Source organism: Pseudomonas sp. GW821-FHT02A08, assembly GCF_059422045.1.
Map to the genome: position 1 here is coordinate 26,383 of NZ_JBWKWD010000033.1, position 26,143 is coordinate 52,525.

Annotated in this window: 25 protein-coding genes; 13 read left to right on the forward strand and 12 right to left on the reverse strand. The window is 62.4% G+C overall.

Annotation, left to right across the window (positions count from 1 at the left end; translation table 11 throughout):
* Positions 1 to 133 precede the first annotated feature (133 nt).
* The 3 genes from AC07W4_RS21160 (at position 134) to metE (ending at position 5,343) form a co-directional block, all read left to right on the forward strand.
* Positions 134 to 2,362, forward strand: coding sequence for a TonB-dependent hemoglobin/transferrin/lactoferrin family receptor (locus AC07W4_RS21160; protein ID WP_495033844.1), 2,229 nt, complete (start codon positions 134 to 136; stop codon positions 2,360 to 2,362).
* A 175-nt stretch (positions 2,363 to 2,537) separates the two neighbouring features.
* Positions 2,538 to 2,909 (forward strand): nuclear transport factor 2 family protein, encoded by a 372-nt coding sequence (locus tag AC07W4_RS21165; protein WP_495033845.1) that lies wholly within the window; start codon positions 2,538 to 2,540, stop codon positions 2,907 to 2,909.
* Positions 2,910 to 3,054: 145 nt separating this feature from the next.
* Entirely contained in the window at positions 3,055 to 5,343 is a 2,289-nt protein-coding gene (gene metE / locus AC07W4_RS21170; protein WP_495033846.1) for a 5-methyltetrahydropteroyltriglutamate--homocysteine S-methyltransferase, read from the forward strand.
* A 184-nt stretch (positions 5,344 to 5,527) separates the two neighbouring features.
* Here the strand turns inward: metE and AC07W4_RS21175 are convergent, their stop codons facing one another.
* The 8 genes from AC07W4_RS21175 to AC07W4_RS21210 all read right to left on the reverse strand — a co-directional run bounded on the left by AC07W4_RS21175 (position 5,528) and on the right by AC07W4_RS21210 (position 11,912).
* Positions 5,528 to 6,199, reverse strand: coding sequence for a class I SAM-dependent methyltransferase (locus AC07W4_RS21175; protein ID WP_495033847.1), 672 nt, complete (start codon positions 6,197 to 6,199; stop codon positions 5,528 to 5,530).
* 95 nt (positions 6,200 to 6,294) lie between these two features.
* Positions 6,295 to 6,513, reverse strand: coding sequence for a DUF4287 domain-containing protein (locus AC07W4_RS21180; protein WP_046040348.1), 219 nt, complete (start codon positions 6,511 to 6,513; stop codon positions 6,295 to 6,297).
* A 91-nt stretch (positions 6,514 to 6,604) separates the two neighbouring features.
* Positions 6,605 to 7,126, reverse strand: a complete 522-nt coding sequence (locus AC07W4_RS21185; RefSeq protein WP_495033848.1) for a cytochrome C — start codon at positions 7,124 to 7,126, stop codon at positions 6,605 to 6,607.
* Positions 7,127 to 7,345: 219 nt separating this feature from the next.
* Positions 7,346 to 7,867, reverse strand: coding sequence for a methylamine dehydrogenase light chain (locus AC07W4_RS21190; RefSeq protein WP_008050506.1), 522 nt, complete (start codon positions 7,865 to 7,867; stop codon positions 7,346 to 7,348).
* A gap of 18 nt (positions 7,868 to 7,885) precedes the next feature.
* Positions 7,886 to 8,512, reverse strand: coding sequence for a methylamine dehydrogenase accessory protein MauD (gene mauD / locus AC07W4_RS21195; protein WP_495033849.1), 627 nt, complete (start codon positions 8,510 to 8,512; stop codon positions 7,886 to 7,888).
* A gap of 5 nt (positions 8,513 to 8,517) precedes the next feature.
* Positions 8,518 to 9,057: a MauE/DoxX family redox-associated membrane protein gene (locus tag AC07W4_RS21200; protein WP_495033850.1), complete on the reverse strand. Its 540-nt coding sequence runs from the start codon at positions 9,055 to 9,057 to the stop codon at positions 8,518 to 8,520.
* Positions 9,058 to 9,068: 11 nt separating this feature from the next.
* Complete coding sequence (locus tag AC07W4_RS21205) at positions 9,069 to 10,217, reverse strand: amine dehydrogenase large subunit (protein ID WP_495033851.1); 1,149 nt, start codon at positions 10,215 to 10,217, stop codon at positions 9,069 to 9,071.
* 222 nt (positions 10,218 to 10,439) lie between these two features.
* Positions 10,440 to 11,912: a PAS domain-containing sensor histidine kinase gene (locus tag AC07W4_RS21210; protein WP_495033852.1), complete on the reverse strand. Its 1,473-nt coding sequence runs from the start codon at positions 11,910 to 11,912 to the stop codon at positions 10,440 to 10,442.
* 336 nt (positions 11,913 to 12,248) lie between these two features.
* Here AC07W4_RS21210 and AC07W4_RS21215 point away from each other — a divergent pair, with 336 nt between their 5' ends.
* The 9 genes from AC07W4_RS21215 to feaR all read left to right on the forward strand — a co-directional run bounded on the left by AC07W4_RS21215 (position 12,249) and on the right by feaR (position 20,194).
* A complete protein-coding gene (locus AC07W4_RS21215) occupies positions 12,249 to 13,412 on the forward strand; it encodes an acyl-CoA dehydrogenase family protein (protein ID WP_495033853.1) in 1,164 nt (387 codons plus the stop codon).
* 32 nt (positions 13,413 to 13,444) lie between these two features.
* Positions 13,445 to 13,816: a hypothetical protein gene (locus AC07W4_RS21220; RefSeq protein ID WP_413705119.1), complete on the forward strand. Its 372-nt coding sequence runs from the start codon at positions 13,445 to 13,447 to the stop codon at positions 13,814 to 13,816.
* A gap of 3 nt (positions 13,817 to 13,819) precedes the next feature.
* The gene (locus AC07W4_RS21225) at positions 13,820 to 14,305 is read left to right on the forward strand and encodes a nuclear transport factor 2 family protein (protein ID WP_495033854.1); all 486 of its coding nucleotides are present in this window, start codon (positions 13,820 to 13,822) and stop codon (positions 14,303 to 14,305) included.
* A complete protein-coding gene (locus AC07W4_RS21230) occupies positions 14,302 to 15,450 on the forward strand; it encodes an amidase (RefSeq protein ID WP_495033855.1) in 1,149 nt (382 codons plus the stop codon). The genes AC07W4_RS21225 and AC07W4_RS21230 overlap by 4 nt, the downstream gene beginning before the upstream one ends.
* 23 nt (positions 15,451 to 15,473) lie before the next feature.
* The gene (locus AC07W4_RS21235) at positions 15,474 to 16,757 is read left to right on the forward strand and encodes an aromatic ring-hydroxylating oxygenase subunit alpha (RefSeq protein WP_495033856.1); all 1,284 of its coding nucleotides are present in this window, start codon (positions 15,474 to 15,476) and stop codon (positions 16,755 to 16,757) included.
* Positions 16,754 to 17,254 (forward strand): aromatic-ring-hydroxylating dioxygenase subunit beta, encoded by a 501-nt coding sequence (locus AC07W4_RS21240; RefSeq protein WP_495033857.1) that lies wholly within the window; start codon positions 16,754 to 16,756, stop codon positions 17,252 to 17,254. Before AC07W4_RS21235 ends, AC07W4_RS21240 begins: the two co-directional genes overlap by 4 nt.
* Before the next feature lie 10 nt (positions 17,255 to 17,264).
* Positions 17,265 to 18,005, forward strand: a complete 741-nt coding sequence (locus AC07W4_RS21245; protein WP_495033858.1) for an SDR family NAD(P)-dependent oxidoreductase — start codon at positions 17,265 to 17,267, stop codon at positions 18,003 to 18,005.
* Between the two features lie 165 nt (positions 18,006 to 18,170).
* A complete protein-coding gene (locus AC07W4_RS21250; protein ID WP_495033859.1) occupies positions 18,171 to 19,121 on the forward strand; it encodes a PDR/VanB family oxidoreductase in 951 nt (316 codons plus the stop codon).
* 152 nt (positions 19,122 to 19,273) lie between these two features.
* Entirely contained in the window at positions 19,274 to 20,194 is a 921-nt protein-coding gene (feaR, locus tag AC07W4_RS21255) for a transcriptional regulator FeaR (protein ID WP_008050526.1), read from the forward strand.
* Between the two features lie 283 nt (positions 20,195 to 20,477).
* On the opposite strand, the gene AC07W4_RS21260 is transcribed toward feaR, so the two are convergent.
* Positions 20,478 to 21,107: a response regulator transcription factor gene (locus AC07W4_RS21260; RefSeq protein WP_008046301.1), complete on the reverse strand. Its 630-nt coding sequence runs from the start codon at positions 21,105 to 21,107 to the stop codon at positions 20,478 to 20,480.
* Between the two features lie 259 nt (positions 21,108 to 21,366).
* Here AC07W4_RS21260 and hpaC point away from each other — a divergent pair, with 259 nt between their 5' ends.
* Entirely contained in the window at positions 21,367 to 21,879 is a 513-nt protein-coding gene (hpaC, locus tag AC07W4_RS21265; RefSeq protein ID WP_095057684.1) for a 4-hydroxyphenylacetate 3-monooxygenase, reductase component, read from the forward strand.
* A 245-nt stretch (positions 21,880 to 22,124) separates the two neighbouring features.
* On the opposite strand, the gene AC07W4_RS21270 is transcribed toward hpaC, so the two are convergent.
* The 3 genes from AC07W4_RS21270 to AC07W4_RS21280 are packed head-to-tail and all read right to left on the reverse strand — an operon-like array spanning position 22,125 to position 25,737.
* Complete coding sequence (locus AC07W4_RS21270) at positions 22,125 to 23,141, reverse strand: phosphotransferase enzyme family protein (RefSeq protein ID WP_495033860.1); 1,017 nt, start codon at positions 23,139 to 23,141, stop codon at positions 22,125 to 22,127.
* 9 nt (positions 23,142 to 23,150) lie between these two features.
* Positions 23,151 to 24,431, reverse strand: a complete 1,281-nt coding sequence (locus AC07W4_RS21275; protein ID WP_495033861.1) for an aspartate aminotransferase family protein — start codon at positions 24,429 to 24,431, stop codon at positions 23,151 to 23,153.
* Entirely contained in the window at positions 24,424 to 25,737 is a 1,314-nt protein-coding gene (locus AC07W4_RS21280) for an amino acid permease (RefSeq protein ID WP_495033862.1), read from the reverse strand. The genes AC07W4_RS21275 and AC07W4_RS21280 overlap by 8 nt, the downstream gene beginning before the upstream one ends.
* Between the last annotated feature and the right edge of the window lie 406 nt (positions 25,738 to 26,143).

A 26,143-nucleotide genomic window follows, 5' to 3' on the forward strand; every position in this document is an offset into this window, starting at 1 on the left:
TCCCTTCGACAGAAAGGGGCCAAACGCTTGGTTCATACAAAACACACGCCGGACAGTGTCCGTCGCCCATGCAGACCCCCTTCAACACCCTGCATGCAAGTGACCACTGTCAGATCCCAGGAGTAAAAGTTAGATGTCGATCCGCCCGCCATTCGCCAAGCGTCCCTGGCTCTGCTTGCTGTTGCTCTCGCCTTCGCTGGCCTTTGCCGCTGAACCCGTTACCCAGTTCGATACCGTCAGCGTGACCGCCACCCGCACCGAGCAGACCCTGCTGAAAGTGCCGAGTACCGTGTCGGTGCACAGCGAACGTGAAATCGATCAGCAAAACGACAAGGACCTCAAGGATGTGGTGCGTTACGAGCCGGGTGTTTCGGTCAGCGGCACCGGCAGCCGTTTCGGTCTGTCCGGGGCGAACATCCGCGGTATCGACGGCAATCGGGTACTGACTCAGGTCGACGGCGTGCGCGTCCCGCAAAGCAACGCTTTCAGCCCGTTCCAGGACGTGCGCAGCAACTACGTCGACCTCGACACCATCAAGCAGGTGGAAATCATCCGCGGCCCGGCGTCCTCGTTGTACGGCAGCGACGCCATCGGCGGTGCGGTCAGCTACCTGACCAAAGATGCCGGCGAGTACCTCGAAGACGGTGACGACACCTACGCGCGCTTCAAGACCGGCTACGACGGCAGCGATGACAGCTGGCAGCGCAGCGCCACGTTCGCCGGGCGTACCGGTACTGTCGACGGCCTGCTGCACCTGGGTCGCCGCGACGGTCAGTCCACCGACACCGCAGGCAACGTCGGTGGCGTAGGCGCATCGCGCACCGAAGCCAACCCGCTCAACTACACCACCGAAAACGTGCTGGCCAAACTGGGCTGGGACTACGGCGAGGGCGACCGCCTGCAGTTCACTTACGAGCGCTACCAGGATGACGCCAACAGCAACCTGCTGAGCGATATCGTCACCCGCGCCACCATCACCAGCCCGGCGATTCTCGGCTCCACGGCCGATGACAGCATCGACCGCACCCGCTACAGCCTGGCCCATACCCTGGCCCTGGACAGCGCGATGGCCGACAAGCTGCAATGGCAGTTGAACTATCAGGAAAGCAGCAACGACCAGGACACTTATCAGCAGCGCCAGACCACCTCGCGGGTCAACCGCGTGCGCACCCGCCAGTCGACTTACGACGAGCGCCTGTGGAGCCTGAACACCCAGCTCGACAAGGAGTTCGCGATTGCCGACACCCGGCACCACCTGATCTACGGTGCCGAGGTCAAACGCATCGAGTCGAGCAACAAGCGTACGGGTAAAGAAGTGCGCCTGGACACCGGCGCCACTGTGCCGGCCACGGAGAACTTCCCGGTCAGCGACTTCCCGGATCCGACCAGCGAATCCCTGGGCCTGTTCGTCCAGGACAGTATCGAGGTCGGCCGCTGGACCCTGTTGCCAGGCCTGCGCTACGACTACTACCGTCAGACACCGCACGTCACCCGGGAATACCTCAACGGCTTGCCCTCGGACACCGATCCCTCGCGCCTCTCCGACGATCACATTTCGCCGAAGTTCGGTGTGACCTATCAGCTGACCGAACACGAAAGCGTCTACGGCCAGTACGCTGCCGGCTTCCGCGCGCCGAACCCGGTCAACATGTATGGTGAGTTCAGCAACCCGCAATTTGGCTACAGGCAAATCGGCAACCCGAACCTCAAGCCGGAAACCAGCAACAGCTTCGAGACCGGCCTGCGCGGTCGCTACGACCTGGGCAGCTTCGGCATCGCGCTGTTCTACAACAAGTACAAGGACTTCATCGAAACGGTCAGCTTCACTGATCCGACCAGCGACATCCCGCTGACTTTCCAGTCGCAAAACGTGAGCAAGGTCACCATCCGTGGTGCCGAAGCCAAGGGTGACATCAAGCTGGACGCCTTCATGCCGGCAGGTACCCGTGCCCTGGGTTCGATTGCCTATGCACGCGGCAAGAATGAGGAAACCGGCGAGGCGCTCAACAGTGTCGACCCGCTCAAGGCGGTCATGGGCCTGGCCTACGATGCACCGAGCGGCGTGTATGGCGGCCAGGTCATGTGGACCCTGGTTCAGTCCAAGGACCGCGTCGACCACAGCGGCGATGCCGACTTGCTGATCAACAGCCAGTTCGAGACCCCGGGCTACGGCACCCTCGACCTGACGGCCTGGTGGCAGGTGACGCAGGAAGTATCGATCAACGGCGGCCTGTTCAACGTCACCGACAAGAAGTACTGGAACTGGGGTGACGTGCAAGGCCGCGACGAAAACGCAGCGGGTCTTGATCGTCTGACTCAGCCTGGGCGTTATGCAGCGGTCAACCTGATCTGGGAGATCTGATCAGGCAGAAACAATTCCATTGTGGCGAGGGGGCTTGCTCCCTCGCCACTGTTTTTTTGCGCTGTGGGCTCAGCGCCTCCGGTCGTAAAACCGTGCAACTGCACAGGTGCTGCCTAAACTTTCTGCTTGATCAGCCTTGGGGAGACTGTCGGTCAAGACAACCAGAGGTTCAATCATGAGCACTCAATCGATAGATACCGATCAGATCAACCTGGTGGTGCGTCATTACGTGGAGGGCATGGTCTTCGCCGATGAAGCGCTGTTGCGCAAGGCCTTTCATCCAGACTGTCGCATCATCGGTCACTTCCAGAAGGTGCTCGAATGGGCTTCCCTGGATGAGTTTGTCATCGCCATCAAGGCCGAAATCCCGGCGCCTGCCGGTACGCAGCCGTTTTGGCAGGTGATCAATCTCGATGTCACCGGCGACGCCGCGGTGGTCAAGGTCATCGATGATTTCGCCGGGATACGGTTTACCGATTACCTGTCGTTGCTGAAGGTGGACGGTCGATGGGTGATCATCAACAAGCTTTATTACTATCAGGAGTAGTGCGTCGCGCCCCGACGTATTCGAAGCAAAGGCCTGCGTCTATCTTCATGAAATAAACTCGTGATCATCACGATTTAAATGAGTTTGTCTCACCGGGGCTCAACTACCGACAATGACTCCATTAACCAGATGGAGTTTTATTGTCATGGCTTTGGCCCATTCCCTTGGATTTCCGCGCATCGGCCGCGACCGTGAACTGAAAAAGGCCCAAGAGGCGTTCTGGAAGGGCGAACTCGACGAAGCCGGTCTGCGCGCCGTGGGCCGCGACCTGCGCAAGACCCACTGGGACTTGCAGAAAAAAGCCGGGATCGAGCTGCTGCCGGTCGGTGACTTTGCCTGGTACGACCAGGTCCTGACCCACTCGCTGATGTTCGGTGTGATCCCGGAGCGGTTCCGCCCGCACGATGGCAAGGCCAGCCTGCAAACCCTGTTCGGCATGGCTCGCGGTGTTAGCGACAGTTGCTGCGGCGGCGCGCACGCCCAGGAAATGACCAAGTGGTTCGACACCAACTATCACTACCTCGTCCCTGAATTCAGCGCCGACCAGCAGTTCCAGCTCGGCTGGGACCAGTTGTTCGAAGAAGTCGAAGAAGCCCGGGCACTGGGGCACAACGTCAAGCCGGTGATCATCGGCCCGTTGACTTATCTGTGGCTGGGCAAGGCCAAGGGCGCCGAATTCGACAAGCTGGAGCTGCTGGATCGTCTGTTGCCGCTGTACGGCCAGATCTTCCAGCGCCTGGCGGCACAGGGCGTCGAGTGGGTGCAAATCGACGAGCCGATCCTGGTGCTCGACCTGCCACAGGACTGGAAAAATGCCTTTGAGCGGGCCTACAACCTGATTCAGCGTGACCCGCTGAAGAAGCTGGTGGCCACTTACTTCGGTGGGCTGGAAGAGAACCTCGGCCTGGCCGCCAACCTGCCGGTGGACGGCCTGCACATCGACCTGGTGCGCGCCCCTGAGCAGTACCCGACCATCCTCGATCGCCTGCCGGCCTACAAAGTTTTGTCGCTGGGCGTGGTCAACGGTCGTAATGTCTGGCGCTGCGATCTGGAAAACGCTTTGGCCACCTTGCAGCACGCCCAAGAACGTCTGGGTGATCGCCTGTGGGTCGCGCCATCCTGCTCGCTGCTGCACAGCCCGGTTGACCTGGGTCGTGAAGACAAGCTCGATGCCGAACTGAAAAGCTGGCTGGCGTTTGCCGTGCAGAAGTGTGAAGAAGTCGCGCTGCTGGCTCAGGCGGTGAATGAGCCGGAAGCGCCAAAAGTGCTTGAAGCGCTGACTCAAAGCCGCGCCGTGCAGGCAAGCCGTGCTGCGTCGGCACGCATTCACAAGCCAGCCGTGCAGGCGCGTGTTGCCGCCATCACCGTCCAGGACAGCCAGCGGCATTCGCCGTTTGCCCAGCGTATCGAGAAACAGCGCGCCGGCCTGAACCTGCCGCTGTTCCCGACCACCACCATCGGTTCGTTCCCGCAAACCGCGTCGATCCGTCTGGCTCGCCAGTCGTTCAAGCAAGGCAAGCTGACCGAAGCCGAATACACCGAAGCCATGCACAGCGAGATCCGTCACGCCGTGCAAGTGCAGGAACGCCTGGGCCTGGACGTGCTGGTGCACGGTGAAGCCGAGCGCAACGACATGGTCGAATACTTCGCCGAGCAACTCGATGGCTACGTGTTCACCCGTTTCGGCTGGGTCCAGAGCTACGGTTCGCGCTGTGTGAAACCGGCGGTGATCTACGGCGACCTGAGCCGTCCGAAAGCCATGACCGTGGCGTGGATCCGCTACGCCCAAGGCCTCACCGACAAGGTGATGAAGGGGATGCTGACCGGTCCCGTGACCATGCTGATGTGGTCGTTCCCGCGCGAAGACGTGACCCGCGAAGTACAGGCCCGTCAACTGGCCTTGGCCATTGGCGACGAAGTGATGGACCTGGAAGCCGCCGGGATCAGGATCGTGCAGATCGACGAGGCTGCGTTCCGTGAAGGCTTGCCGTTGCGCCAGGCGCAGTGGCAGCACTACCTGGACTGGGCGACCGAAGTGTTCCGCCTGTGCGCCTGCGGCGTGCGTGACGAAACCCAGATCCACACCCACATGTGCTACAGCGAGTTCAACGATGTGATCGAGTCCATCGCCGCCATGGATGCCGACGTGATCACCATCGAAACCTCGCGCTCGGACATGGAACTGCTGGACGCGTTCGAAGCCTTCGCCTACCCGAACGAAATCGGCCCGGGTGTGTACGACATCCACTCGCCACGGGTGCCGGACTCCTCGGAAATGGCCAACCTGCTGCGCAAGGCCGCCAAGCGTATTCCCGCCGATCGCCTGTGGGTCAACCCGGACTGCGGTCTGAAGACTCGCGGCTGGCCGGAAACCGAAGCGGCGCTGGTGCACATGGTCAACGCTGCGCGCCAGTTGCGTAAAGAATGGGCCTGATGCGTTAGTAGCATGAGCGCACCGGAGTACTTCACAGTGCTCCGGCTTCTATGTTGGCTGTGCCGACGCCTTCGCGGGCAAGCCCGCTCCCACAGGTTTTGTGAACACTGAGGAACCTTGTGGGAGCGGGCTTGCCCGCGAAGGCGGTAGATCAATCGCTGATGATGTTGGTCGTGCCGCGCTCCTACAGCCTTGGCTCGGCCACCAACAGCAACGACTGCGGCACAGAGCTTTGCGGATGCTGTGGTTCCTGCAAGCCGGCCAGCACAAAACCCGCCATGTCCAGCGCGTTGAGCCAACTGGACAGGGTGCGGAAATACCACGGCATGGGGTGCCACTGCCCCTTGAAGCCGGCGAAGGTCTCTTCCCGCCAGCCATCCTGATAGTCGCCTGCCGCAGCAGTCCACGGATGCAGCGTCTGGATCACCAGCGCGCCGCCAGGGGTGAGCAGGGTGTTCATGGCGGCGAGCAGGGGGATGATGTCCTGATGCAGCAGGGCGAAGTTGGCGCAGATCAGGTTGTAGTCGCGGCCGATGTCGACTTTCGCGTCTGCCAGTTGTTCATAGCTCGCCAAATACACCGGCGCAGCGCCCGCCGCCCGCGCCGCCTCCACCAGCGTCCCATCGCCATCCACGCCGACCGCCTCGATACCCCGGTCCGCCAGCGCACGCAACAACCAGCCTTCGCCGCAGCCCAGGTCGAGCACCCGCTCGGGCTGGCGACCCAGCACCGCCAGCAGGATGGCCTGGTCGGTGACCTTTTGGCGGCTTTCGATGGTGCCGCCGCGGATGGCGTCGACCCAGGCCCGGGCGTTGTGGTGCCAGCTGTCGAGGAGGGTGGATTCGGGGGCTGACATGGTCGATGTCCGGCGTGATGGGTTGGATGAAAGGATAGGGCAACAGAAAATTTACGGTGGAGCCGGTTTTACCCGGCTCCACTGACTGCGCATGGCTAGGCGCTTTTAGTGGCTGCCAGATGATAGGCAACCAGCGCATTGGCGTGACCATGACCCATGCCGTGTTCGGCTTTGAGCCAGGCCACCAGTTCCATGTGTTTCTTGTCGCTGACGGTCTTGAGCAGGTCCAGCCAGTGGCTGATCGGCTGCCCATACTTTTTTTCAATGGACGGGAAATACGAAGCCGGTCCTTTGGTTTTTGTCTCTTCGGTCACGATGCAAACTCCCTTTTCGATTTTCCAGGTTCGAAAACAGCACCGGTTACGTTACTTATTTGCCGTCAATGCGTCCATCGGCACGGCGTTCTCAGTCATTCATCCCGTCATCGATCGCGATGCCCTGGGCACGCATGGCCTTGATCAACTCGCTGCGGGTGCCGGGCAGGTTGAGCATGGTCTTGGCGCGCAATACCGTGACCTCTTCGGTGGTGTAAGGCTGATAGTCGGCCGGCAGGCTGTTGCCCGCCATGCCGTCCTCACGCATCAACCAGTTGAGCAAATCCGCCAGTTGCGCGTTGTTCAACGCCGATTGCGACATGCCCGGCACCCGCACGAGGAATTCGCGGCCACCGGGGACCTTCAGGAAGTTGCCGACAAAGCCTTTCATCCGTGGCGTGTCGTTGGCGGCGGAACCGCTGCCGTCGCCCAGGTGGCAACCGGCGCATTGCAGCTGGTAGTTCACACCGACGCTGTAGCCGGCCTGGGCAATCGGGGTTTGCAGCGATTCATTACCCGGCGCATGACTCTGCGCCGGGTCGGGAATAGCCCGGGCGAACGCGAGCGGAGCGCCAAGGGCGCAGACGAGACCGAGCAATATCAAACTACGCATTTAACCGAACTCCGCTGATGACCGTTTGGCACCTGTAGGAGCGAGCTTGCTCGCGAAGAGCTCAAGGGCGACGCGTTAAACCAGATAGCCCGCGTTATCGTTGACGTTCTTCGCGAGCAGGCTCGCTCCTACAGGTACACACACAAAGCAGTAAAAAAAGAAAAGCAGCCACAGAAAAAAGACGCCGATTGCGCGAACAACCGGCGCAAAGCGCGTTTTTTAAACGGCGACGCCGCGGATGACCGAAACGGTGCAGTGGTAGATGTGCGATTTGGCGGCCAGGCACCAGTTCACATCATTGTTGTTGAACGGGCGGTAGGCCGGTTCTTCACTGTCGTTACGGGTGCAGGCGCACTGGGCGCAGCTTTGCTTACCGCAGCAGTCGTTGTACGAAATGATGTAGTCCTTGCCGTCGGCCGGGTTGCGGCAGGTGCCGATCCAGGTCACTTGCGAGGCTTCGGTGCCCGGTGGGCAGGACGTCACCGACCCACCGCAGCAGCTGCACAGAAAGCCGTCGATGGAGCAGTAGCGCCAGTAGTCGCAGCTGTTCGGATCACCCGGGTCGCCGGCCTGAGCAGGTTCCGCGGCCAGGGCCTTGCTGGTGCGATCCAGCGGCAGCAGCAGGGGCAGGGCGGCACCGGCGACCATCAGCGACCCCATGCGTGCCAGCAGCTTGCGGCGCGAAGTGGTGTCGGCGACACGGCGGGACGAACGCTCAAACAACAGATCCAGCAGTTTCATAAAGGTCTCCCTGCCTTATCAGTGGCTATGGCCGTGGCTGTGGTCGTGATCGTGGGTGTGCGGTTGGGCATTGAGGTACTGCTGCAGCGTGGCGTGCTTGAGGTGCTCGACTTCGAACAGGCTGTCCAGGTGCTCGCGGGAGTTGACCAGGCCTTTGGCCCGCAGGGTGCCGGCCTTGTCGATCAGCGCGGCGTACGGCAGCTTGCCGATCTGGTAGGTCATGCCCACTTGCGGGCCGACCACGTAGGTGGCGTCTTCGAGTTTGTGTTCGCGGATCAGCGCTTGCTGGGCGTCCATGTCGCCATCGCTGACGAACACCACGTCCAGGCTCGCGGCCTGCTCCTTGGCGATGGATTTGATCGCCGGCAGCAGCGACTTGCAGATCGGGCAGGTCGGCGAAAGGAAGAACAGCAATTGCGACTTTTCACCGGCATAGCCGAAGTTCACCGGGCGACCGTGACGATCGCTGGCAGTGATTTGCGGCGCGGGTTCATTGACCGCCACGCCTTTGTCCACCATCAGCGCGCCAGCCGGGGCCAGACGCCCGTGCAGTACGCCAATCTGCCGCACCAGGCCCATGACGACAAACGCCACGGCCACCAGCAGCACCCAGAGCAGAACGTTGGAAACAATCAAGCCTTCCATTTCGATTACCTACCAATCAATTTGAGCAGAAGAGGGGAATTCGCCAGCAAGCCATCGGCCGAGGCGTAGATGAGCAACGCGACCGCGGCGGCGGCCAGGGTCACGAAGCCATCGAACAGGTTCAGGTCGCGGACCACCGGCGCCACGCTGGCCACCAGCGCCAGTGCCACCAACGCACTGTTGCGCAGCAGCAGTACCGGGCGCAGTGGCTGTGCCTGGTCGGGCCCGGTGCAACCGCAGTCGATGTCGGCGCGACCGCGCCACAGGTTGATGCCGATGGCGGCGGCGTACAGCGCCAACAGGCTGGCGGCGCTCAACGCGGCATAACCACGGCTGACCGGCACCAGCAGGGCAAAGGCGATGGCCAGTTCCAGCAGCGGCACCAGCCGTGCCGTTGGGCGCACCAGCGCTTCGGGCAGCAGTTGATAGTCCGCCAGTTGCCGGGCGAAGCGGGCCGGCGCGCGCAACTTGTGGGTCGCGGCGCTGGCCAGCAACACCGCGATGGCGATGGCGCTGGCAATGATGAAGATCGGATCTGTGTGCATGGCCGAACCTCTTAGTAGCTCAGGACCTGAGTCGCGGTTTTGGCGACTTTCGGCATGCTGCCGGTGAGCTTGTTGGTCTTCAGATCGAAAATCTGCAAACCGCCTTCCACGTCGGTGCCGAGCAACAACGGCTTGTCGTCGCCAGTGGCCTGCATGCTCCACACCGGAACCGGGGCTTCCAGGGTCGCCACCTTTTTGTGGGTCTTGAGGTCGAACGCCCAGATCAGCGGGCTCGGGTCTTCCCACTTCATGGCTTCGTGGGCGTCGTGCATCAGCACGTACAGGCGGTCCAGCTTCGGTGCCACGGCCATCAACTGCCAGCCACCCGGCGCCCAACCGGCTTTCTTTTCCTCGTCGGAAACCAGCGACCAGGACGGCAGGACCTTCGGCGCATCACCGGCGAAATCCACCGGGCGTACGGTGCCGGTGGTGGTGGTGAAGTAGTAGATGTCGCCGACGTTGACCGCGCGCTCTACCAGTTTTTCCGCATTCGGATCAAAGAACGGCGTGCGGCTGCGCGCGGTTTCCTGGCCCTGATCGTTGAGGGTCACCACTTGCAGGCTGCCGTCACCGCACAGCGAGGCGAAGCGGCGGTTGCCGATCGGGTAGTTGAGCACACAACCGGGGATGGCGATTTCCGTGACAACGGCCTTGGCCTGGGTGTCGACCACAGTGACCGAAGTCGACGGCGTGAAGTTGTAGACGTAGACGAACTTGTCGTCGCCGCTTGGCTTGAGTGAATAACGCTGGGTCAGCGATTCGGCGCGCTTGTTCGGAATCAGCACTTCCCAGGCGGGCGACAGGGTCGAACTGTCCCAGGCGGTCAGCACGTCGGTGCGGGTACCGCGGGTGCCTCGGGAATACCAGATGTCCGCACTGTAGAGGGTTTTCTTGTCGTGACTGAGGGTCGACGGCGCAGCGAAACCGGTCGGCACCATGCCGAGGATGCGCTTCTGGTCCGGGTCGACCACGGTCACCCGGCCAGCGACGAAACTTTCGAACTCGACGTCGATGACAAACGCACGGTGAGCCTCGGGTGGAAACGCCAGAACGGTCTGGCCAATCGTACCGGCGGGCAAATCCGCGCGGGCACTGTTCAAACCGAGTACAAGCAGGCTCAGGCCTAGCGCTGACTGTACGGAGATCCTGTTTGTTCGCATAAGGGGAACTTCCTGAATTGTTGGTAACGCGGATCGCGGGTGCTTCGGCAGATTTTTACCCTTTGATTCTGCCGTGCCCCGCGATCGGGAGAATTGCCCTGCCTGCCAAGTGTTTGTGTGTCTGTGCCAGTCGTGGGCAAGAGCGAAAAGATCGCAGCCTGCGGCAGCTCCTACAGGGTAATGCGCACCCTGTAGGAGCTGCCGCAGGCTGCGATCTTTGCTTTATGCGAGGGGGAGGGAGAAGCTGAACACCGCGCCGCACGGCTCCAGGTTTTGCGCCCAGATATCGCCACGGTGGCGGCCGATGATGTTCTTGCACAGCGCCAGGCCAATGCCGTTGCCGCTGACCTTGGAAGAAAAAAAGCCGTCGAACAGCTTCTCCTGCGCCTGGGCCTGAATGCCCCGGCCGCAGTCTTCGATGCGCACCAGGGCCACATCGTTGTCGCGGCTGGCATGGATCCGCAACACGCGCCGTTCGGCGGGCAGGTCGGCCATTTCTTCGATGGCGTTGAAGGCCAGGTTGAGGATCACCTGGCCGATCAACACCTTCTCGCAACTCACCCGCAGTGGTTCGGGCGCGGTGACGATTTCCACGCGCACCAGGCTCGGATCGGCCCGCAGGCTGATGAAGTAGCGGGTTTCGCGCAGCAGCTCATTAAGATCGACCAGCTCTTCGGATTGCTCCAGCTTGACCACGTAATCGCGCACGCTCTTGATGATCACCGAGGCATGCTCGATTTGCCGTACCGCACTGTGCAAACCCCAGGCGACGCCTTGATCGGTTTCGCCGGCGTTGCCCAGGCGAATCACCGCACCTTCAATAAAGTTGCGAGTCGCGGCCAATGGCTGACTCAGTTCGTGGGCAATGGCCACAGCCATTTCGCCCATGGCGTTGTAGCGCGCCAGGTATTCGAGTTTCTGCTCGCTGACCCGCCGCGCCTCTTCGGCCAGCACCTGTTCGGTCACATCGCGGAACAGCAGCAGATGGCCGACCAGATCGTCCTCGATCTCGATGTAGCGGCAGGTCGCGTCATGCCAGCGCCACTCGCCATCCCGGCGCTGCACCTTGTAATGCACGTTGAACGGCGCGTGTTCCGGTGTCTCATGGGCAAGCTGTTGCAACAGGCGCTGGCCGGATGCGTCGTCACACCAGGCCAGGAAGTTCTTGCCCATCAGCTTGTGCACTTCGCTGTTGAGCAGGTGCGCGCCGGAGTCACTGATAAAACCGATATCGCCCTCGGGGCCTAGCACCGCCACGCCTTCGGCCAGGTCCTGCATGAAGGCCTTGAGCCGGCTCTCGAAACGCTTGAGGTCGCGCTTGACCTTGTCCTCTTTGGAGATGTCGCGGAACTGCACCATCAGCACATCGCGACCGTCCAGGTGCACCAGGGTCGCCACCGCCTCGGAAAGAATCTCCACCCCTTGCTTGGAGCGATAGCACCACTCGATGGCCCGCTGGCCCGTGCGCGCGGCGCCTTCCAGCCAGCGCAAGCCCACCGAACGGCGGTACTTCGGCGCGTCGCGGGTCATGTCCGGGGCCTTGAGCGGCGTCAGTTCTTCCAGGGTAAAGCCCAGCGCCGCCAGGGCAGCGGCGTTGGCCCAGAGAATTTCCTTGGTGTGCGCGTCATGAAGAATGATGCACAGCGGCATGGCTTCGATCAGCGCATAAAAGTCGTTCGGTTTTGGCAGGTACATCGCACGGCCCCTGGCGGCAGAGATTTGCAGTATGGCGTTTTATACCTGCTCGCACAGCGGGATGCGCTCAGAGGTAATCGGTGGGGGGCTAGGGGTTTTCTTTAGCGAGGGGGTTGCACGCACCAATGGTTGCGGCCGGATGCGGTTTTTACACTGGACTCCAATTCAAGGGCAACCACCGCGCTCTTTGTAGGAGCGAGCCTGCTCGCGATGGACGTCAACGATAACGCGTCCCGTCTGAATGACCGCGTTGTCCGGACGTTTTTCGCGAGCAGGCTCGCTCCTACAGGTACCGGTTCAGCCTCACTAACAATAATCAAAACGGAGAACTAGCCCATGCTGCGTTCAGCTGTCGCGCAACAAGACCCTGTGTCCGCCCCGGTCGTGCCAATGGTCGAGAGTCAGCTATTCCAGCAAGTGCTGGATGAAGTCCGCCAACGTCGCGAAGAATTCGACGCCGGCTCCCACGTGCCTCGGGACATGATCGAGCGCTTCAAGCAGGTGGGCATCTACCGCGCCGCCACGCCGAAATGCTTCGGTGGTGACGCCCTGGCACCGTCGCTGTTCCTGCAAATGATCGAGCGCATCTCCGAAGCCGACGGCTCGGCGGGCTGGGTGGCCAGCTTCGGCAGCGCCGGTGTCTACCTGGCCGCCTTGCCGCGGGAAACCCTGGCGCAACTCTACGCCGAAAGCCCGGACCTGGTATTCGCTGGAGGTCTGTTCCCCTTGCAACCGGCCGAGACCGTGGAAGGTGGCTATCAGGTCAACGGCACCTGGAAATTCGCCAGCGGCTGCAAAGGCGCAGACTTGTTGGGCGTTGGCATTGGCGCCGCTGGCGGCAAGCCGCGCACCGCTGTATTTCGCCCGCAGCAGGTAGACATCGTCGAGAACTGGGAAGTGGTCGGCCTCAAGGGCACCGGCAGCCATGACCTGCGGGTGAGCGATAAACGCGTTGACGAGCGCTGGACGTTCATCCGTGGCGGTGCCGCGACCATCGACGAACCACTGTTCCGCTACCCGTCGATCGCCTACGCCGCGCAAGTGCTGGCAGTGGTCAACCTCGGCCTGGCCCGTGCAGCGCTGGACGAAATCAGCCGCATGGCTGGCGGCAGCGGCATCACCGGCGCGCCGAAATTGTCCGACCGCGCCTACGTGCGCATCGAGATCGCCAAGGCTGAAGCCAAGCTCAGCGCCGCCCGCGGTTTCTTCTACAACGCCACTGAGCAGGTGTGGAACTCGATCCTGGCGGGCAACCCGGTCACCCCGGAGCAGACCAGTCTGTTGCGCCTGTCGGCGATTCATGTATCCCAGGCTGGTGCCGAGGTCGTGCAGAGCGCCTACAGCCTGGCCGGCACCACCGCCATTTACCTGCGCCATCCGCTGCAACGCTACCTGCGCGACTCGATGGTGGTGACCCAGCACGCCTTCCTCAGCGAAGGCCTGTACGACGGCGCCGGCTCGGTGTTCCTCGGCGTTCCGCCGTTCCCGGGCTACATCTGAATCCCCATTACTTTTTTCAAGGAGTCGCACCCATGTCGCAAACCACCCAAGAGCCATTGCGCGTTGTCTTCTGCATCGGCATCACCCAGAACTTTTTCGACCTGCCCACCGGCGAAGGCCTGAGCGTGTGGAAAGGCTTCAGCCAGATGATGGGCTCCCTTGGCGCCATGCCCGGCATCACCGTGCTCGGTGCCATGGACGACGACCGCCTGATGGTCGGCCCGTCCACCACCTCGCCCTGGACCGTGTACATCATGGCCGACGTCGACTGCCACCAGTCGGTGATCGACGCCTGCAACCTGTTTCGCACCACGCCGGTGGGCGAGTACAGCCTGTGGCGCTACGCCAAGGTCGAGGCGCGCATCGGTCGCCCTCTGACCATCCCTGACGCGGCCAGGGTGTAAGCCATGAACGAGGCCTTGCTGCAGCGTCTGGCGACGCTCGAAGGGGAGAGTGAAGTGCGCCGCTTGATGGCGCGCTACATGGACCTGTGCGATGTGCCGAGGGCTGTCACCCACGTCAGCGATCTGGCCCGGTTGTTCACCGAGGATGCGATCTGGGAAGGCATTGGCAGCCAGACCGCGCAGACCTTCGGCCAACACCGTGGACGCGAGGCCGTGGCCGCATTTGTCGGTGGTTACCTGCCGCCTTCGGACCACTTCCGACTGAACCTGCATTACCTCACCAGCGAGTCGATCAGCGTCGACGGCAGCACGGCGCAGGGGCAGTGGATCATGCAGCAGATTTCCACCTACGACGATGGGCGCAGCGAGCTGTTCGGCACGCGCCTGAACATCGATTTCCGCTGCGTCGACGGCACCTGGCTGATTGCGCATTTGCGCACGCAACGGCTGTTCAACTCGGAGCTCTTCACTTTGGGAGCGGGCACATGAGTACTTTCATCAGCGAATTCCTCCTCGGTGGCAACGGCAAGCGCGTCGCCATCAAGGACTCCATCGACATCGCCGGGCATCCGACCCGCTCGGGCAGCCGTGCCTTCGCCGATGCACCGGCGGCGATGAAAAACGCCGAAGTGGTCGATGCGATCCTCGACGCCGGCTGGCAGATCGTCGGCAAGACCAACCTGCATGAGCTGGCGTTCGGCGTGACCGGCATCAACGACTGGACCGGCACACCGATCAATCCGCAAGCGCCCGACCGTGTTCCTGGCGGCTCGTCCAGCGGTTCGGCTTCGGCGGTCGCGGCTGGCCTGGCGGACATCGCCATCGGCACCGACACCGGTGGTTCAGTGCGGGTGCCGGCAGCGTGCTGCGGCATAGCCGGGCTCAAGCCGACTTATGGTCGCGTCAGCCGTGTCGGCGCCCATCCGCTGGAATCCAGCCTCGATTGCGTCGGGCCGTTCGCCAAAAGCATGGACGACCTGATCGCCGCGATGCAGGTGATCTGCCCGGGCTTCACCGCTCAAGGCCTGCCAGGTGATGGCGCCAGGGTCGGCTTTCTCGAGGTGGCCTGCGATTCGCACCTGCAAGCCAGCCTGGGTGCCGCCGCGGACCGCGCCGGATGGCGTCGCGGCAACCTGCACCTGAGCGAGTTCGAAGCGGCGTTCGCCGCCGGCCTGACCGTAATCAATTTCGAAAACTGGGCGGCCTTCGGCCACCTGACCGGCAAAAGCCTGATCGGCATCGATGTGGAAACACGCTTGCTGGCGGCCAGCCGCACCACTCGCCAAGAGCTGGCCCAGGCCGAGGCCGTGCGCACCGCGTTCACCCAACAAGTGGACGCGGCGCTGCAAGACTTTGCGGTGCTGCTGCTGCCGACGCTGCCGACCCTGCCGCCGACCCTCAGCGAAGCTCGCGCCGGCAGCAAGGCCGTGGCCGGCATGACCCCACTGGTTCGGCCTTTCAACCTCAGCGGCCATCCGGCGTTGACGGTGCCGGTGGAGCTCGACTGCGGCGGGCTGAAGGTCGGCCTGCAAATCGTCGGTCGTAAAGGTCAGGACGAACTGGTCTGCGCCTTTGGTGCGCAGCTGCAACAGAGCATGGCCGGTGAACGCGCCGGCGCTAAAAACAAATCATAAAAAAAAGCCATGAGGAGAACCGCATGAGCACTCATGAATACCGGCTGATCGCAACGTCGAAAAGCCCCGAAGACCTGGTCCGGCATGACCGCGTCGACGTCTCGCTGTACAACGACCCGGCGCTGTTCGAAGCCGAGCTGGACAAGATTTTCTACCGCACCTGGGTGTGGGTTGCCCACGAAAGCGAAGTGCGCAACTCAGGCGACTTCAAGACCGCTACCATCGGCCGTCGCCCGGTGATCGTCGTGCGCGACAAGAAGAACAACATCAACGTGCTGGAAAACCGTTGCCGCCATCGTGGCGCCACCGTGTGCGAGAAGCACAAGGGCAACGCCACCGGCTTCACTTGCCCGTACCACAGCTGGTCCTACGGCCTGGACGGCAAGCTGCGTGCGCTGCCGTATCCGGACGGCTACGAAGGCATCCTGGAGAAATCCGAATTGCCGCTGACCAGCCTGCGCGTCGAGAGCTACGCCGGCATGGTGTTCGCCAGCTACAACGACGAGATCGAACCGCTGGAAGACTTCCTCGGCGGGGCCAAACACTGGATGGATCTGTTCATGAAGCAGGGCGCCGGCTACCCGATCAAGACCCAGGGCGAACACAAGTTCAGCTTCAAGGGCAACTGGAAGATCCAGCTGGAAAACACCACCGACGGTTACCACTTCCCGATCGTGCACAAGTCGTTCATGTCGTCGGTGGATGAAGAAACCTCGGAAATGCTCTCGTTCATGACCGACGAGCAAGCCGTCACCCACTCCCTGGGCAACGGCCACAGCGTGATGGTCATGGTGCCAGAGCACGTCGATCTCGATCACGACGACGGCACCGAGCAGTTGCAGGAGCGCTTCGCCCATGTGACTGAAGAACTGTCGAAAACCATGCCGGCCGATCAGGTCCGTCGCATCGTGCGCTCGCTGCACGGCGCCGGTTTCAACCTGAACCTGTTCCCCAACGTGGCGATGTCGATGTCGTTCTTGCGTGTGCTGCGCCCGGTGTCGGTCACCGAAACCGAGATCCGCCACGTTGCCCTCGGCATGGACGGCGGCCCGGAAATCGCCAACCGCGAACGCATGCGTATCCACGAACACTTCCAGGGCCCGTTCGGTTTCGGCAGCCCCGACGATGCCGAGGCCTGGGACCGCGTGCAGCGCGGCTCGTATGCCGGCGTCAATGCGCCAATCCTGGTCAACCGCGGCCTGAACCGCGAAATCACCGCTGAAAACGGCGACAAGGTCAGCCACGCGACCGACGAAGGCGGCATGCGCGGTGCCTACGACATGTGGAAAAGGATGATGAGCCAATGAGCAATCACGACACCCTGAACGGCTTTTCCGGCCCGTTGGCCCAGGCCATCGAATTCATCTGGCGCGAAGCCGAACTGCTCGACCACAAGAATTACGCCGAGTGGGCGACCCTGTGGAGCGAAAGCGGCAAGTATATCGTGCCGATCGACCCGGACACCGAAGACTTCGAAGCGACCCTCAACTACGCCTACGACGATGCGCGCATGCGTGACCTGCGCATCGAACGCCTGACCTCCGGCTACTCGCCGTCGGCGGTGGACGCAGCGAAAACCATCCGCACGATCTCGCGCTTCCGCCTGGTGGAAGCGGCGGGCAACATCGTCGAAGTCAATTCGGCGCAGCTGCTGTACGCCTACAAGCGCGGTGTGCACACGCCGTTCGTGGCCGACCTGAACCACCGCATCCGGTTCACCGATGGCGTGCCTGCGTTGGAGCGCAAAGTGGTGCGGCTGATCAACTCCACCGATAGCCTGAGCGCGCTCGGCTTCCTTCTGTGAGGGCTACATCATGAGTCGAGTAGCCCTTGTAACGGGTGCCTCGCGTGGACTGGGCGAGTGCATCGCCCGCCGTCTGCATGCGGCGGGTTATCGCGTCGGTCTGGCGGATGTGCGCCTCGAGGGCGTGCAACAGTTGGCTTTGGAACTCGACGGCAGTGGCGTCAGCGCCATGGCCATCGAACTGGATGTGCGCAGCAAGGCCGACTTCCAGCGTGCTCGCGACTTGCTCACTGAGCAGTGGGGCGGGACTGACATTCTGGTGAATAACGCCGGTGTGTCGAAAGTCGCGGCGCTGATGGACATCACGCCGGAAGAATTCGACGAGTCAATGGCGATCAACCTGCGCGGCACTTTTGTGGCCTGCCAGGTGTTCGGCGCGCACTTCGCCGAGCGCGGCTTCGGACGCATCGTCAACATCGCGTCCCTGGCCGGACAGAACGGCGGCACCGCCACCGGCGCGCATTACGCGGCGGCCAAGGGCGGCGTGGCGACGCTAACCAAGGTCTTCGCCCGTGAACTGGCACCCCAGGGCGTGACGGTCAACAGCATCTCGCCAGGTCCGCTGGACTTGCCGGTGGTGCGCGAAACCGTGGCGCCTGAGCGTCTGGAACAGATCCTGAAAATGATCCCGGCCGGCACCCTCGGCGACCCTTCGTACATCTCCGACAGTGTGTTGCTGCTGATCGCCGATAACGCCGCCTCCGTAACGGGCGCGTGCTGGGACATCAACGGCGGCTTGTTCATGCGCTGAAGCGCAGAGCCTGTAGCAGCTGCCGAGCCCGCGAGGCTGCGTTCGAGGACGTAGTCCTCGCCAGTACTGTATGACGACTGCTTCGCAGCCGAACGCAGCCTCGCGGGCTCGGCAGCTGCTACAGGTCGTGTTCTTTAACCGAAATAAATGTTTTCAGGTGATGCAATGATGAAGGTGAAGATCGAAAGGATCGTTGACGAAGCGCTGGATATCCGTTCCTTTCGCCTCGTGCGCAGTGACGGCCAGCCGCTCGACACCTATGAACCGGGTGCCCACGTCGACCTGACCGGGCCGACCGGCGTGACCCGCCAGTATTCACTGTGCAGCCCGCCACAGGATCGCCGTGCGTATCTGGTGGCGGTAAAGAAAGAAGCGCAGTCACGCGGTGGTTCGCTGGCGCTGCACGAGCAAGTGGAAGAGGGCATGGAGCTGGAAATGGGTGCGCCGCGCAACCTGTTCCGTCTCGACGAAACGGCCAGTGAACACGTGCTGTTCGCCGCCGGAATCGGCGTCACGCCGCTGCTGAGCATGGCCTACAAATTGGCGGAAAGCGGCCAGCCGTATCGCCTGCATTATTTCGCCCGCTCGGCGCAGTACGCGGCGTTTACCGAGCTGTTGGCGATGAATTTTTCCGATCACGTGGAATTTCATTACGGCGTGGAGCCCACCGATCTCGACGCCGCGTTGAGTGAATGCCTGGAGCGTGCCGACAGCTGCGCCCACGTCTACACCTGCGGCCCGGCACCTTTCATGAACAAAGTGGTGGAAGTGGCGTCCCGCAGTCGCTCGGACGATGCCATTCACCTGGAACACTTCGCCGCAGACCCGGCCGCCAACAGCGCGCCGGCGGGCACGTTCGAAGTGGAACTGGCCAGTTCCGGCGTGGTGCTGCAAGTGCCGGCCAACACCAGTCTGGTGGATGTGCTGCAGGCCCACGGTTGCGACATCGACACCGAGTGCCGCGAAGGCATCTGCGGTACCTGCATCGTCGAGGTGCTGGACGGCTTGCCGGAGCACCGCGACAACTGTCTGTCGAACAAGGAAAAGGCGTCCAACAAGCAGATTTGCGCCTGTGTATCACGGGCGCTTTCCGCTCGTCTGGTACTGGACCTTTAAACCGAAAGTTCACTGGAAAGCTTGGGCTGGAGCCTGTTGAATGGGCGCCCGGCGGCCGTCGAGGGAGGAGATGGCTACAGAAACAACCGTTTTGACGAACCGCTCGATGAAGCGGTCGAAAAATAACAACAAAAACGTGAGGCTTTGCGGACATGATTACAGCATCGACGGTGCGCAACGAGGCGTTCGAAAGTTGGTTGAGCCAGGTGAACCAGGCCTGTGGGCGTTTCGATGCCCGGGCGCTGGACACTGATTTCTACGGCGAACTGGCGGAATTTCGCAGCGGTGCGATCAACCTCAGTGTGGTCGACATGGCGCACGTGCATTTGTACCGCACCAGCAAGGACGTCAGCACCAGCAGCGACGGCCACTATTACGCGGTGTTCCAGATGCGTGGCAGCTCGCAACTGGAGCAGGGCGACAACCGCGCGCAACTGGGCTGTGGCGACATCGCCCTGATCGACGCCAGCCGTCCGAGCGACATGATCTACAACGACGATTGCCGACAGTTGTCGCTGATTTTGCCGCGCCAGGTGGTCGAGCGGGGTTCGCACTTCAATGCCGTCAACTGCGCCACGCGCATCGCGGCCAGCAGCCCCCTGGCGGCGATGGCCAACAAGCTGGTGCTCGACACCCGCCAGCAGGAAGGGCTGGACATGCAGGAAAGCGAGGCCGTACTCGATGCCCTGGCCAGCCTGTTGCTGCCGGGCATCAGCGCTCGCGACTGCGGTGCAGATGCCCATGAGCGGCAATTTCGCAAGATCATCGCCTTCATCGATGCGCACCTGAGCGACGAAGAACTGTGCCCCGAGCTGATTGCCCGTGAAGTGGGGATTTCCGTGCGTGGCCTGTACCGGATGTTCTCCAAGCGCGGCCTGGTGGTGGCGCAATACATCAAGCACCGCCGCCTGGACTTCTGCGCCGAAAACCTGCGCCGCGCCGATGTCGAGCAGAAGCTTTCGGCGCTGTGTTATGCGTGGGGGTTCTCGGATTCAAGCTACTTCTCGTCGGCGTTCAAATCGCGCTTTGGTGTGTCTCCAGGGGCATATCGCAAGCGGTATAGCCAGATCTGACACCCACCATTGATGGTGTGTTTGCTGGCCTCATCGCGGGCAAGCCCGCTCCCACAGTATCTGCTTCGTACACAAATGCTGTGTGCACTGAAGAACCTGTGGGAGCGGGCTTGCTCGCGAAGGCGTCGTGTCAGTCGCCTTCAATTTCGGATGTGCCGGCCTCATCGCGAGCAAGCTCGCTCCCACAGTAGATCTGCGGTGAACACAAGATCTGTGTACGGCCGGGATCAACCTGTGGGAGCGAGCTTGCTCGCGATGGCGGCCTGACGGCGAGTACGGAATGTCAGTGCCGCGCCGGCTCATCCACCGGTAAATGCAGCACCTCGCGCACCAGCATGGCTATGCTGCTCACGCCCATCTTTTCCTTGATCTTGGTGCGGTGCACATCAACGGTCTTCACGCTGATGTTCAGCTCCCGGGCAATCACCTTGCTGGCCTTGCCATCGATCACCAGCATCAACACTTCCCGCTCTCGGCTGGTCAGCAGTGCCAGTTTGCCTTGCAGGTTCTGACGCTGCTGCTGATCGGCCTGGGCGTGCACGGCGGTCTTCAGCGCGGCCTGGATGCGGTCGATCATCTGCTGCGGGTTGTAGGGCTTCTCGACGAAATCCAGCGCGCCGTTCTTCATCGCCGTGACCGACATCGGAATGTCGCCATGGGCCGAGACGAAAATGGTCGGCAGGGTGCTGCCGCGCTGGTTGAGGATTTCCTGCAACTGGAAACCGCTGGTCTCCGGCATGCGCACGTCGAGCACCAGGCAGGCGGGCTGCTTGGGGTCGTATTGGCTGAGGAACTCTTCGGCGCCGGCAAAGCATTGCGCCTGCACGCTCACCGACTCCAGCAACCAGGCCAGTGAGGTTCGCAGGTCCTTGTCGTCGTCAACGATATAAACAATCGGTTTACGGATTTCCATCGGGGCTGCCACGAAAGTCTTCTAATTATTGTTTTCGCACGGGAACGTGCGGCACGCATTGGCTCATCTTTCTGGAACCAGTATGCAGAATACCCACTGTGGCCGGCCCTTGCGATAAAGAAACCACCTAGTCGACTAGCGGAAACCCAACCCCGCCATGGGGATCGCGAGAATGGTTGCGGCGCGCCCGCAGCCTTAGTCTTGTTCCATCACCTACGGGCCGCCAGATAGCGGTCCTCCTGAAGGAAGGGGCATCGACATGGCCGACCTGAGCCAGCAGCAAATCGACTTTCGCAACGCCATGGCGCAGTTGCCTGCCGCGGTGAACATCATCACCACCAACGGCCCCGGCGGACGTTGCGGCATCACCGCCAGCGCCGTGTGCTCGGTCACCGACTCGCCGCCCACCGTGCTGGTGTGCGTCAACCGCAACAGCGCCACCCACGACGTGTTCCGCACCAACGGCCATCTGTGCATCAACGTGCTGTGTGGCGAGCAGGAAGAATTGGCCCGTCATTTCGCCGGCATGACCAAGGTGCCGATGGACGAACGCTTCGCCTGGGACCTGTGGGACGATGGCGCGGCCGACGTGCCGGTGCTGCGCGATGCCCTGGTGCAGCTTGAGGGGCGGATCAGCGAGTGCAAGGAAGTGGGCTCGCATTCGGTGATGTTCGTGGAACTGACGAAGGTGGGCGTGCGCGAGCCGCGCGACAGCCTGGTGTACTTCAACCGGCTGTTTCATCGCGTTGAGCATGCCGGGGCGCATTGCTGATAGACCGCGTTATCGTTCAATCGCGAGCAAGCTCGCTCCCACAGGGGATCTGCGGCGTACACGGATTTTGTGTGCAGCAGAGATCCAATTGTGGGAGCGGGCTTGCTCGCGAAGGCGGCGTGTCAGTCAGTGGAGATGTTGGATGTGATGGCCTCTTCGCGGGCAAGCCCGCTCCCACAGTGGATCGTCGTCGAACACAAGCTCTGGGTTCGCTGAAAATCCACCGTGGGAGCGATAGCGGTGTATCAGACCTGCAAATATTCCCGAGCCAACAAACAAGCCCGCTCAATCAACATCGGTGCCATTTCAATCGCTGTCGGCGTGCCCTGGCGGGTGTGAATCCAGCCCAGGTACGTGGTGCCGCGCAGCATCAGGAACAGCGCCAGGGTCTTGCGATCCCCTTCGGTCAGCGGCTTGACCGCGTTGTAGCCGTCGAGCAATGCCGCCTTGATCTGCTCATGACGCGGGTCATCCAGGCAGAAGTACAAGGCCGTGGCCAACTCGAACATGTGCCAGCCGAACCCGGCATCGTCGAAGTCGATCAGGCGCAAACGCGGGCCTTCGATCAGCAGGTTCTCGGGCACCAGGTCCGCGTGGATCATGCCGAAGTTGCCCAGGTGTCGACCATACTCACGCAAGTCCTTGCGCGCCGTACGCCGGGCCTGTTGCAACAGATCCCGTTGCTCATCGCTGAGCTGCTCAAGCTCCCAGAAACGCCCCCAGAACGGATTGGCGCCGATCAAGCCTTCTTCATCCCAGGCATGGCGGACAAACTCGTCCGGCTGTTGCCAGTGCGCCGAATGCAAGTGAATGCGCGCGGCAATCGCGCCGGCCTCACGGAACAGAAAATCGATTTCGGTATCGGCCTGTACCCCGTTCTCCGAGGTGCCGGCGGTGGCGCCCGGCAGCCAGGCGAGCATGTCGATGTGGCGCGGCTCGCCGATGGCCTGATGGGTGACTTCGACCAGGTGGCTTTGATTCTGCGCACGGATGATTTGCGGCACGGTGATGCCGGCGCCGGCCAGTGCCTCCATCCATTGCAGCTCTGAACGCAGCGCGGCTTCGCCGTGATAGCCATTGCGGTGGATGCGCAAGGCGACCCGCTGACCATCGTGGCGGTGGGCGGAGAACACCGCGTTCTCGCGAAACTTCACCAGTTCAATGTCGGCGAACTCGCCGTCCCACTGTTGCAGGGCATGGCGCGCCAGTTCGTGCAGGCGGGTCACTTGCTGGTCGTGTGGCAGGGTGTGGAATTCAGTCATGGCAGGGCCTCAAATCGCGCTCAGGGCGTGGTCCAGGGTGTCGACGAACAAGTCAGCGTGATCACGGCTGAATACCAGCGGCGGGCGCAGCTTGAGAATGTTGTCGCCGGCGCCGATCTTGCTGATCAGCACGCCGTTCTCGCGCATGTCGTTGACCACCTTGCGCGCCTCCAGACCTGCCGGCTCCTTGCTGGCGTGGTCGCGCACCAGCTCCATGGCGAAGAACAGGCCCTTGCCGCGCACGTCGCCGATGATCGAGTGCCTCGCGGCCAGCGCTTGCAGGCGTTGTTGCACGTAAGCGCCGACGTTTTGCGCGTTTTTCAGCAGTTGCTGTTGCTCGATCACGTCCAGCACCGCCATGCCCACTGCTGCCGCGACCGGCGAGCCGCCGAAAGTGTTGAAGTACATGGCGTGGCGTCCGAAGGATTCGACCAGCGCCTTGTGGGTGATCAACCCGGCCAGGGGATAGCCGTTACCCATGGGTTTGCCAAGGGTAACGATGTCCGGCACCACGCTGTGTGCCTGATGGCCCCACAGGTGATCGCCGGTACGACCGAACCCGGATTGCACTTCGTCAGCGATGAACAAACCGCCCGCAGCGCGGATCAGCGCCGCCGCCTTGTTGACGAAGCTGGCCGGCACCCGTGGCAGGCCTTCGTTGGCGAACAGGGTGTCGATCAGCAATGCGGCGGGGCGAATGCCCTGGGCCTGCATCGAGGCAATCGCCGCCGCGATGTTGGCCGCGTATTGCTCGGCCAGTTGCGCCTCGGTGGTGCCGGCCGGCGCCCGGTACAGACACGGAATCGGCACGGCGCGGGCGTGTGCGGCAAAGGGTTCCGGTGAGGGCAGGGCGGTGGTGACTTCGGCCAGCGACGCCGAGTTGCCGTGGTAGTTGTAGTCGCTGACGATGATGCCGGTGCCGCCGCTGGCAAACCGCGCCAGGCGCAGCGCCAGTTCATTGGCCTCGCTGCCGGTGCAGGTGAACATCGCGGTGTCCAGCGGCTCGGCGAAGGTCGCGGTCAGGCGCTCGGCGTAGCGCACCACCTGTTCATCCAGGTAGCGGGTGTGGATGTTCAGCGTGGTGGCCTGGCAGTGCATGGCCTCGGTCACGTGGGGGTTGCAGTGACCGACGCAGGGCACGTTGTTGTAGACGTCGAGGTAGCGGCGGCCATCGACGTCGAACAGCCAGACGCCTTCGCCACGCACCAGGTGCAAGGGTTTGTCGTAGAACAGTGGCGAGGCGCTGCCGAGCACGCGATGGCGGCGTTGCAGCAGGGTGTCTTCAGGCATGGTCTGGAACCTCGATGTCGGTGGTGCGGCGGTTGCGCAGCAGGTAGTTGAAAATGCACAGGGTGAAGGTCACGGCGAGGGCGATCAGCATCAGCATGTCGAGCTGGAAGCAGGCAGCGATCACCACCAGCGTCAAGGCCAGGCCCAGCCAGGCAACCAGTTTGCCGCCGACCAGGGTGAAGGGCCGTGGCAGGTCCGGTTGGTTGTGTTTGATGTGCAGGTAGGCGCCGAAGATGAACAGGTAGCAAGTGTTGAGCAGCAGCACGACCGCGAGCATCACCGTGGCCGGGTCCACTTCGGACAGCGGCAGGCCGATCGCAGCGATCAGCAGCAGCGCCGGCCAGGGCGTGCCGTGTTTGCCGGTCTTGCCCAGCCATTGCGGGAACAAGCCGTCCCGGGCCATGGCGAACAGTTGACGGGAAGCGGCGTAGACCAAGGAAAATAAAGTCGCGATCAAGCCGAACACTGCGCCGCAACCAATCACCTTGGCCAGCCACGAACCCTCACCGAAGGCGCTGTTGCTGGACATCGCTGCGTACAGCGGGTCGCCCGCCGAACCCACCAGCTCGACACTACCGGCACCCGGTGCGCACACCAGCACCACCAGCGCAGTCACCAACAGGGTGCCTATCGCCGCCAGAATGCCCCGGGGCATGGTACGGCCGGGGTTGTGCGCCTCCTCAGCTGCCGAGCCGGTTTGCTCGACAGTGATGAACAGCCAGATCGCGAAAGGCACGCAGGCGAAGATGCCGCCGAGGCTCACCGGTGTTGCGACGTTGGCCGGCAATGTCAGCAAGTTGGCCAGTTCGACCTGGGGCGCCATGGCCACGCCAAACGTGAGCAGGGCGACCACGGCGATCACGCCGGCAATGAACGTCAGGCCCATCGCCTCACCGACACCGCGCATGTGGATGCCGATGATCACCGCGAACAGGGCGATCTTCACCGGCCAGCCACCGAGGCCGAATATCGATTCGGTGTAGGCGCAGATAAAGGTCGCGGCTGCACCGGTGCCAATGGTCAGCGCCAAGGCACAGGCGACGCCGACCAGATAACCCACGAACGGCCCGAAGGCGCTTTGCGCATAGACGAATACCCCGCCAGCGCTGGGCAGCGCGGTGGACAACTCCGCCACGCATAACGCCAGGCCACCACAGAGCAGGGCCATCAGCAATGTGGCGATCAACATGTTCAACCAGCCACCGGCCGCCAGCCCGAAGTTCCAGCCGGAAAACTGCCCGGCTACCACCAACGCAATTCCGAGACCGGCAATCTTTGGCCAGCCCAGCGCACTTTTCTTGAGCACAGAAATCTCCCGCGACCCGAAGGCCGATTTATTGTTTTAGTGAGAAATGGAGGGGTTTGAGCTTTGTCTTGCAGGGCACGCGGATGCGGGTTGTGCCCTGAGGTCGGCTTCGATACTACGCCCGGGGTACGCGGCGACATGTTTGCGCGCATGCCATGTGGTTGGTTGTGGGTGCCAGATTTATGTGGGGTGGCGTAGATCTCTGTGGGAGCGAGCTTGCTCGCGAAGGCGGCGTGCCAGTCAGTGGAGAAGTTGGATGTGCTGGCCTCTTCGCGGGCAAGCCCGCTCCCACAGGGGATCTGCGGTGTACACGGATTTTGTGTGCAGTGGCGTGCCAGTCAGTGGAGAAGTTGGATGTGCTGGCCTCTTCGCGGGCAAGCCCGCTCCCACAGGGGATCTGCGGTGT

Excerpts from the sequence above, each read along its gene's own strand:
- AC07W4_RS21230 (WP_495033855.1), top strand. The coding sequence starts at position 14,302 with ATGAGTACTTTCATCAGCGAATTCCTCCTCGGTGGCAACGGCAAGCGC.
- AC07W4_RS21205 (WP_495033851.1), bottom strand. The coding sequence starts at position 10,217 with ATGCGAACAAACAGGATCTCCGTACAGTCAGCGCTAGGCCTGAGCCTG.
- AC07W4_RS21160 (WP_495033844.1), top strand. The coding sequence starts at position 134 with ATGTCGATCCGCCCGCCATTCGCCAAGCGTCCCTGGCTCTGCTTGCTG.
- AC07W4_RS21165 (WP_495033845.1), top strand. The coding sequence starts at position 2,538 with ATGAGCACTCAATCGATAGATACCGATCAGATCAACCTGGTGGTGCGT.
- AC07W4_RS21200 (WP_495033850.1), bottom strand. The coding sequence starts at position 9,057 with ATGCACACAGATCCGATCTTCATCATTGCCAGCGCCATCGCCATCGCG.
- AC07W4_RS21235 (WP_495033856.1), top strand. The coding sequence starts at position 15,474 with ATGAGCACTCATGAATACCGGCTGATCGCAACGTCGAAAAGCCCCGAA.
- AC07W4_RS21270 (WP_495033860.1), bottom strand. The coding sequence starts at position 23,141 with ATGACTGAATTCCACACCCTGCCACACGACCAGCAAGTGACCCGCCTG.
- hpaC (WP_095057684.1), top strand. The coding sequence starts at position 21,367 with ATGGCCGACCTGAGCCAGCAGCAAATCGACTTTCGCAACGCCATGGCG.
- mauD (WP_495033849.1), bottom strand. The coding sequence starts at position 8,512 with ATGGAAGGCTTGATTGTTTCCAACGTTCTGCTCTGGGTGCTGCTGGTG.
- AC07W4_RS21185 (WP_495033848.1), bottom strand. The coding sequence starts at position 7,126 with ATGCGTAGTTTGATATTGCTCGGTCTCGTCTGCGCCCTTGGCGCTCCG.
- metE (WP_495033846.1), top strand. The coding sequence starts at position 3,055 with ATGGCTTTGGCCCATTCCCTTGGATTTCCGCGCATCGGCCGCGACCGT.
- AC07W4_RS21175 (WP_495033847.1), bottom strand. The coding sequence starts at position 6,199 with ATGTCAGCCCCCGAATCCACCCTCCTCGACAGCTGGCACCACAACGCC.
- AC07W4_RS21215 (WP_495033853.1), top strand. The coding sequence starts at position 12,249 with ATGCTGCGTTCAGCTGTCGCGCAACAAGACCCTGTGTCCGCCCCGGTC.
- AC07W4_RS21240 (WP_495033857.1), top strand. The coding sequence starts at position 16,754 with ATGAGCAATCACGACACCCTGAACGGCTTTTCCGGCCCGTTGGCCCAG.
- AC07W4_RS21250 (WP_495033859.1), top strand. The coding sequence starts at position 18,171 with ATGATGAAGGTGAAGATCGAAAGGATCGTTGACGAAGCGCTGGATATC.
- AC07W4_RS21225 (WP_495033854.1), top strand. The coding sequence starts at position 13,820 with ATGAACGAGGCCTTGCTGCAGCGTCTGGCGACGCTCGAAGGGGAGAGT.
- AC07W4_RS21245 (WP_495033858.1), top strand. The coding sequence starts at position 17,265 with ATGAGTCGAGTAGCCCTTGTAACGGGTGCCTCGCGTGGACTGGGCGAG.
- AC07W4_RS21220 (WP_413705119.1), top strand. The coding sequence starts at position 13,445 with ATGTCGCAAACCACCCAAGAGCCATTGCGCGTTGTCTTCTGCATCGGC.
- AC07W4_RS21275 (WP_495033861.1), bottom strand. The coding sequence starts at position 24,431 with ATGCCTGAAGACACCCTGCTGCAACGCCGCCATCGCGTGCTCGGCAGC.
- AC07W4_RS21190 (WP_008050506.1), bottom strand. The coding sequence starts at position 7,867 with ATGAAACTGCTGGATCTGTTGTTTGAGCGTTCGTCCCGCCGTGTCGCC.
- AC07W4_RS21260 (WP_008046301.1), bottom strand. The coding sequence starts at position 21,107 with ATGGAAATCCGTAAACCGATTGTTTATATCGTTGACGACGACAAGGAC.
- AC07W4_RS21210 (WP_495033852.1), bottom strand. The coding sequence starts at position 11,912 with ATGTACCTGCCAAAACCGAACGACTTTTATGCGCTGATCGAAGCCATG.
- feaR (WP_008050526.1), top strand. The coding sequence starts at position 19,274 with ATGATTACAGCATCGACGGTGCGCAACGAGGCGTTCGAAAGTTGGTTG.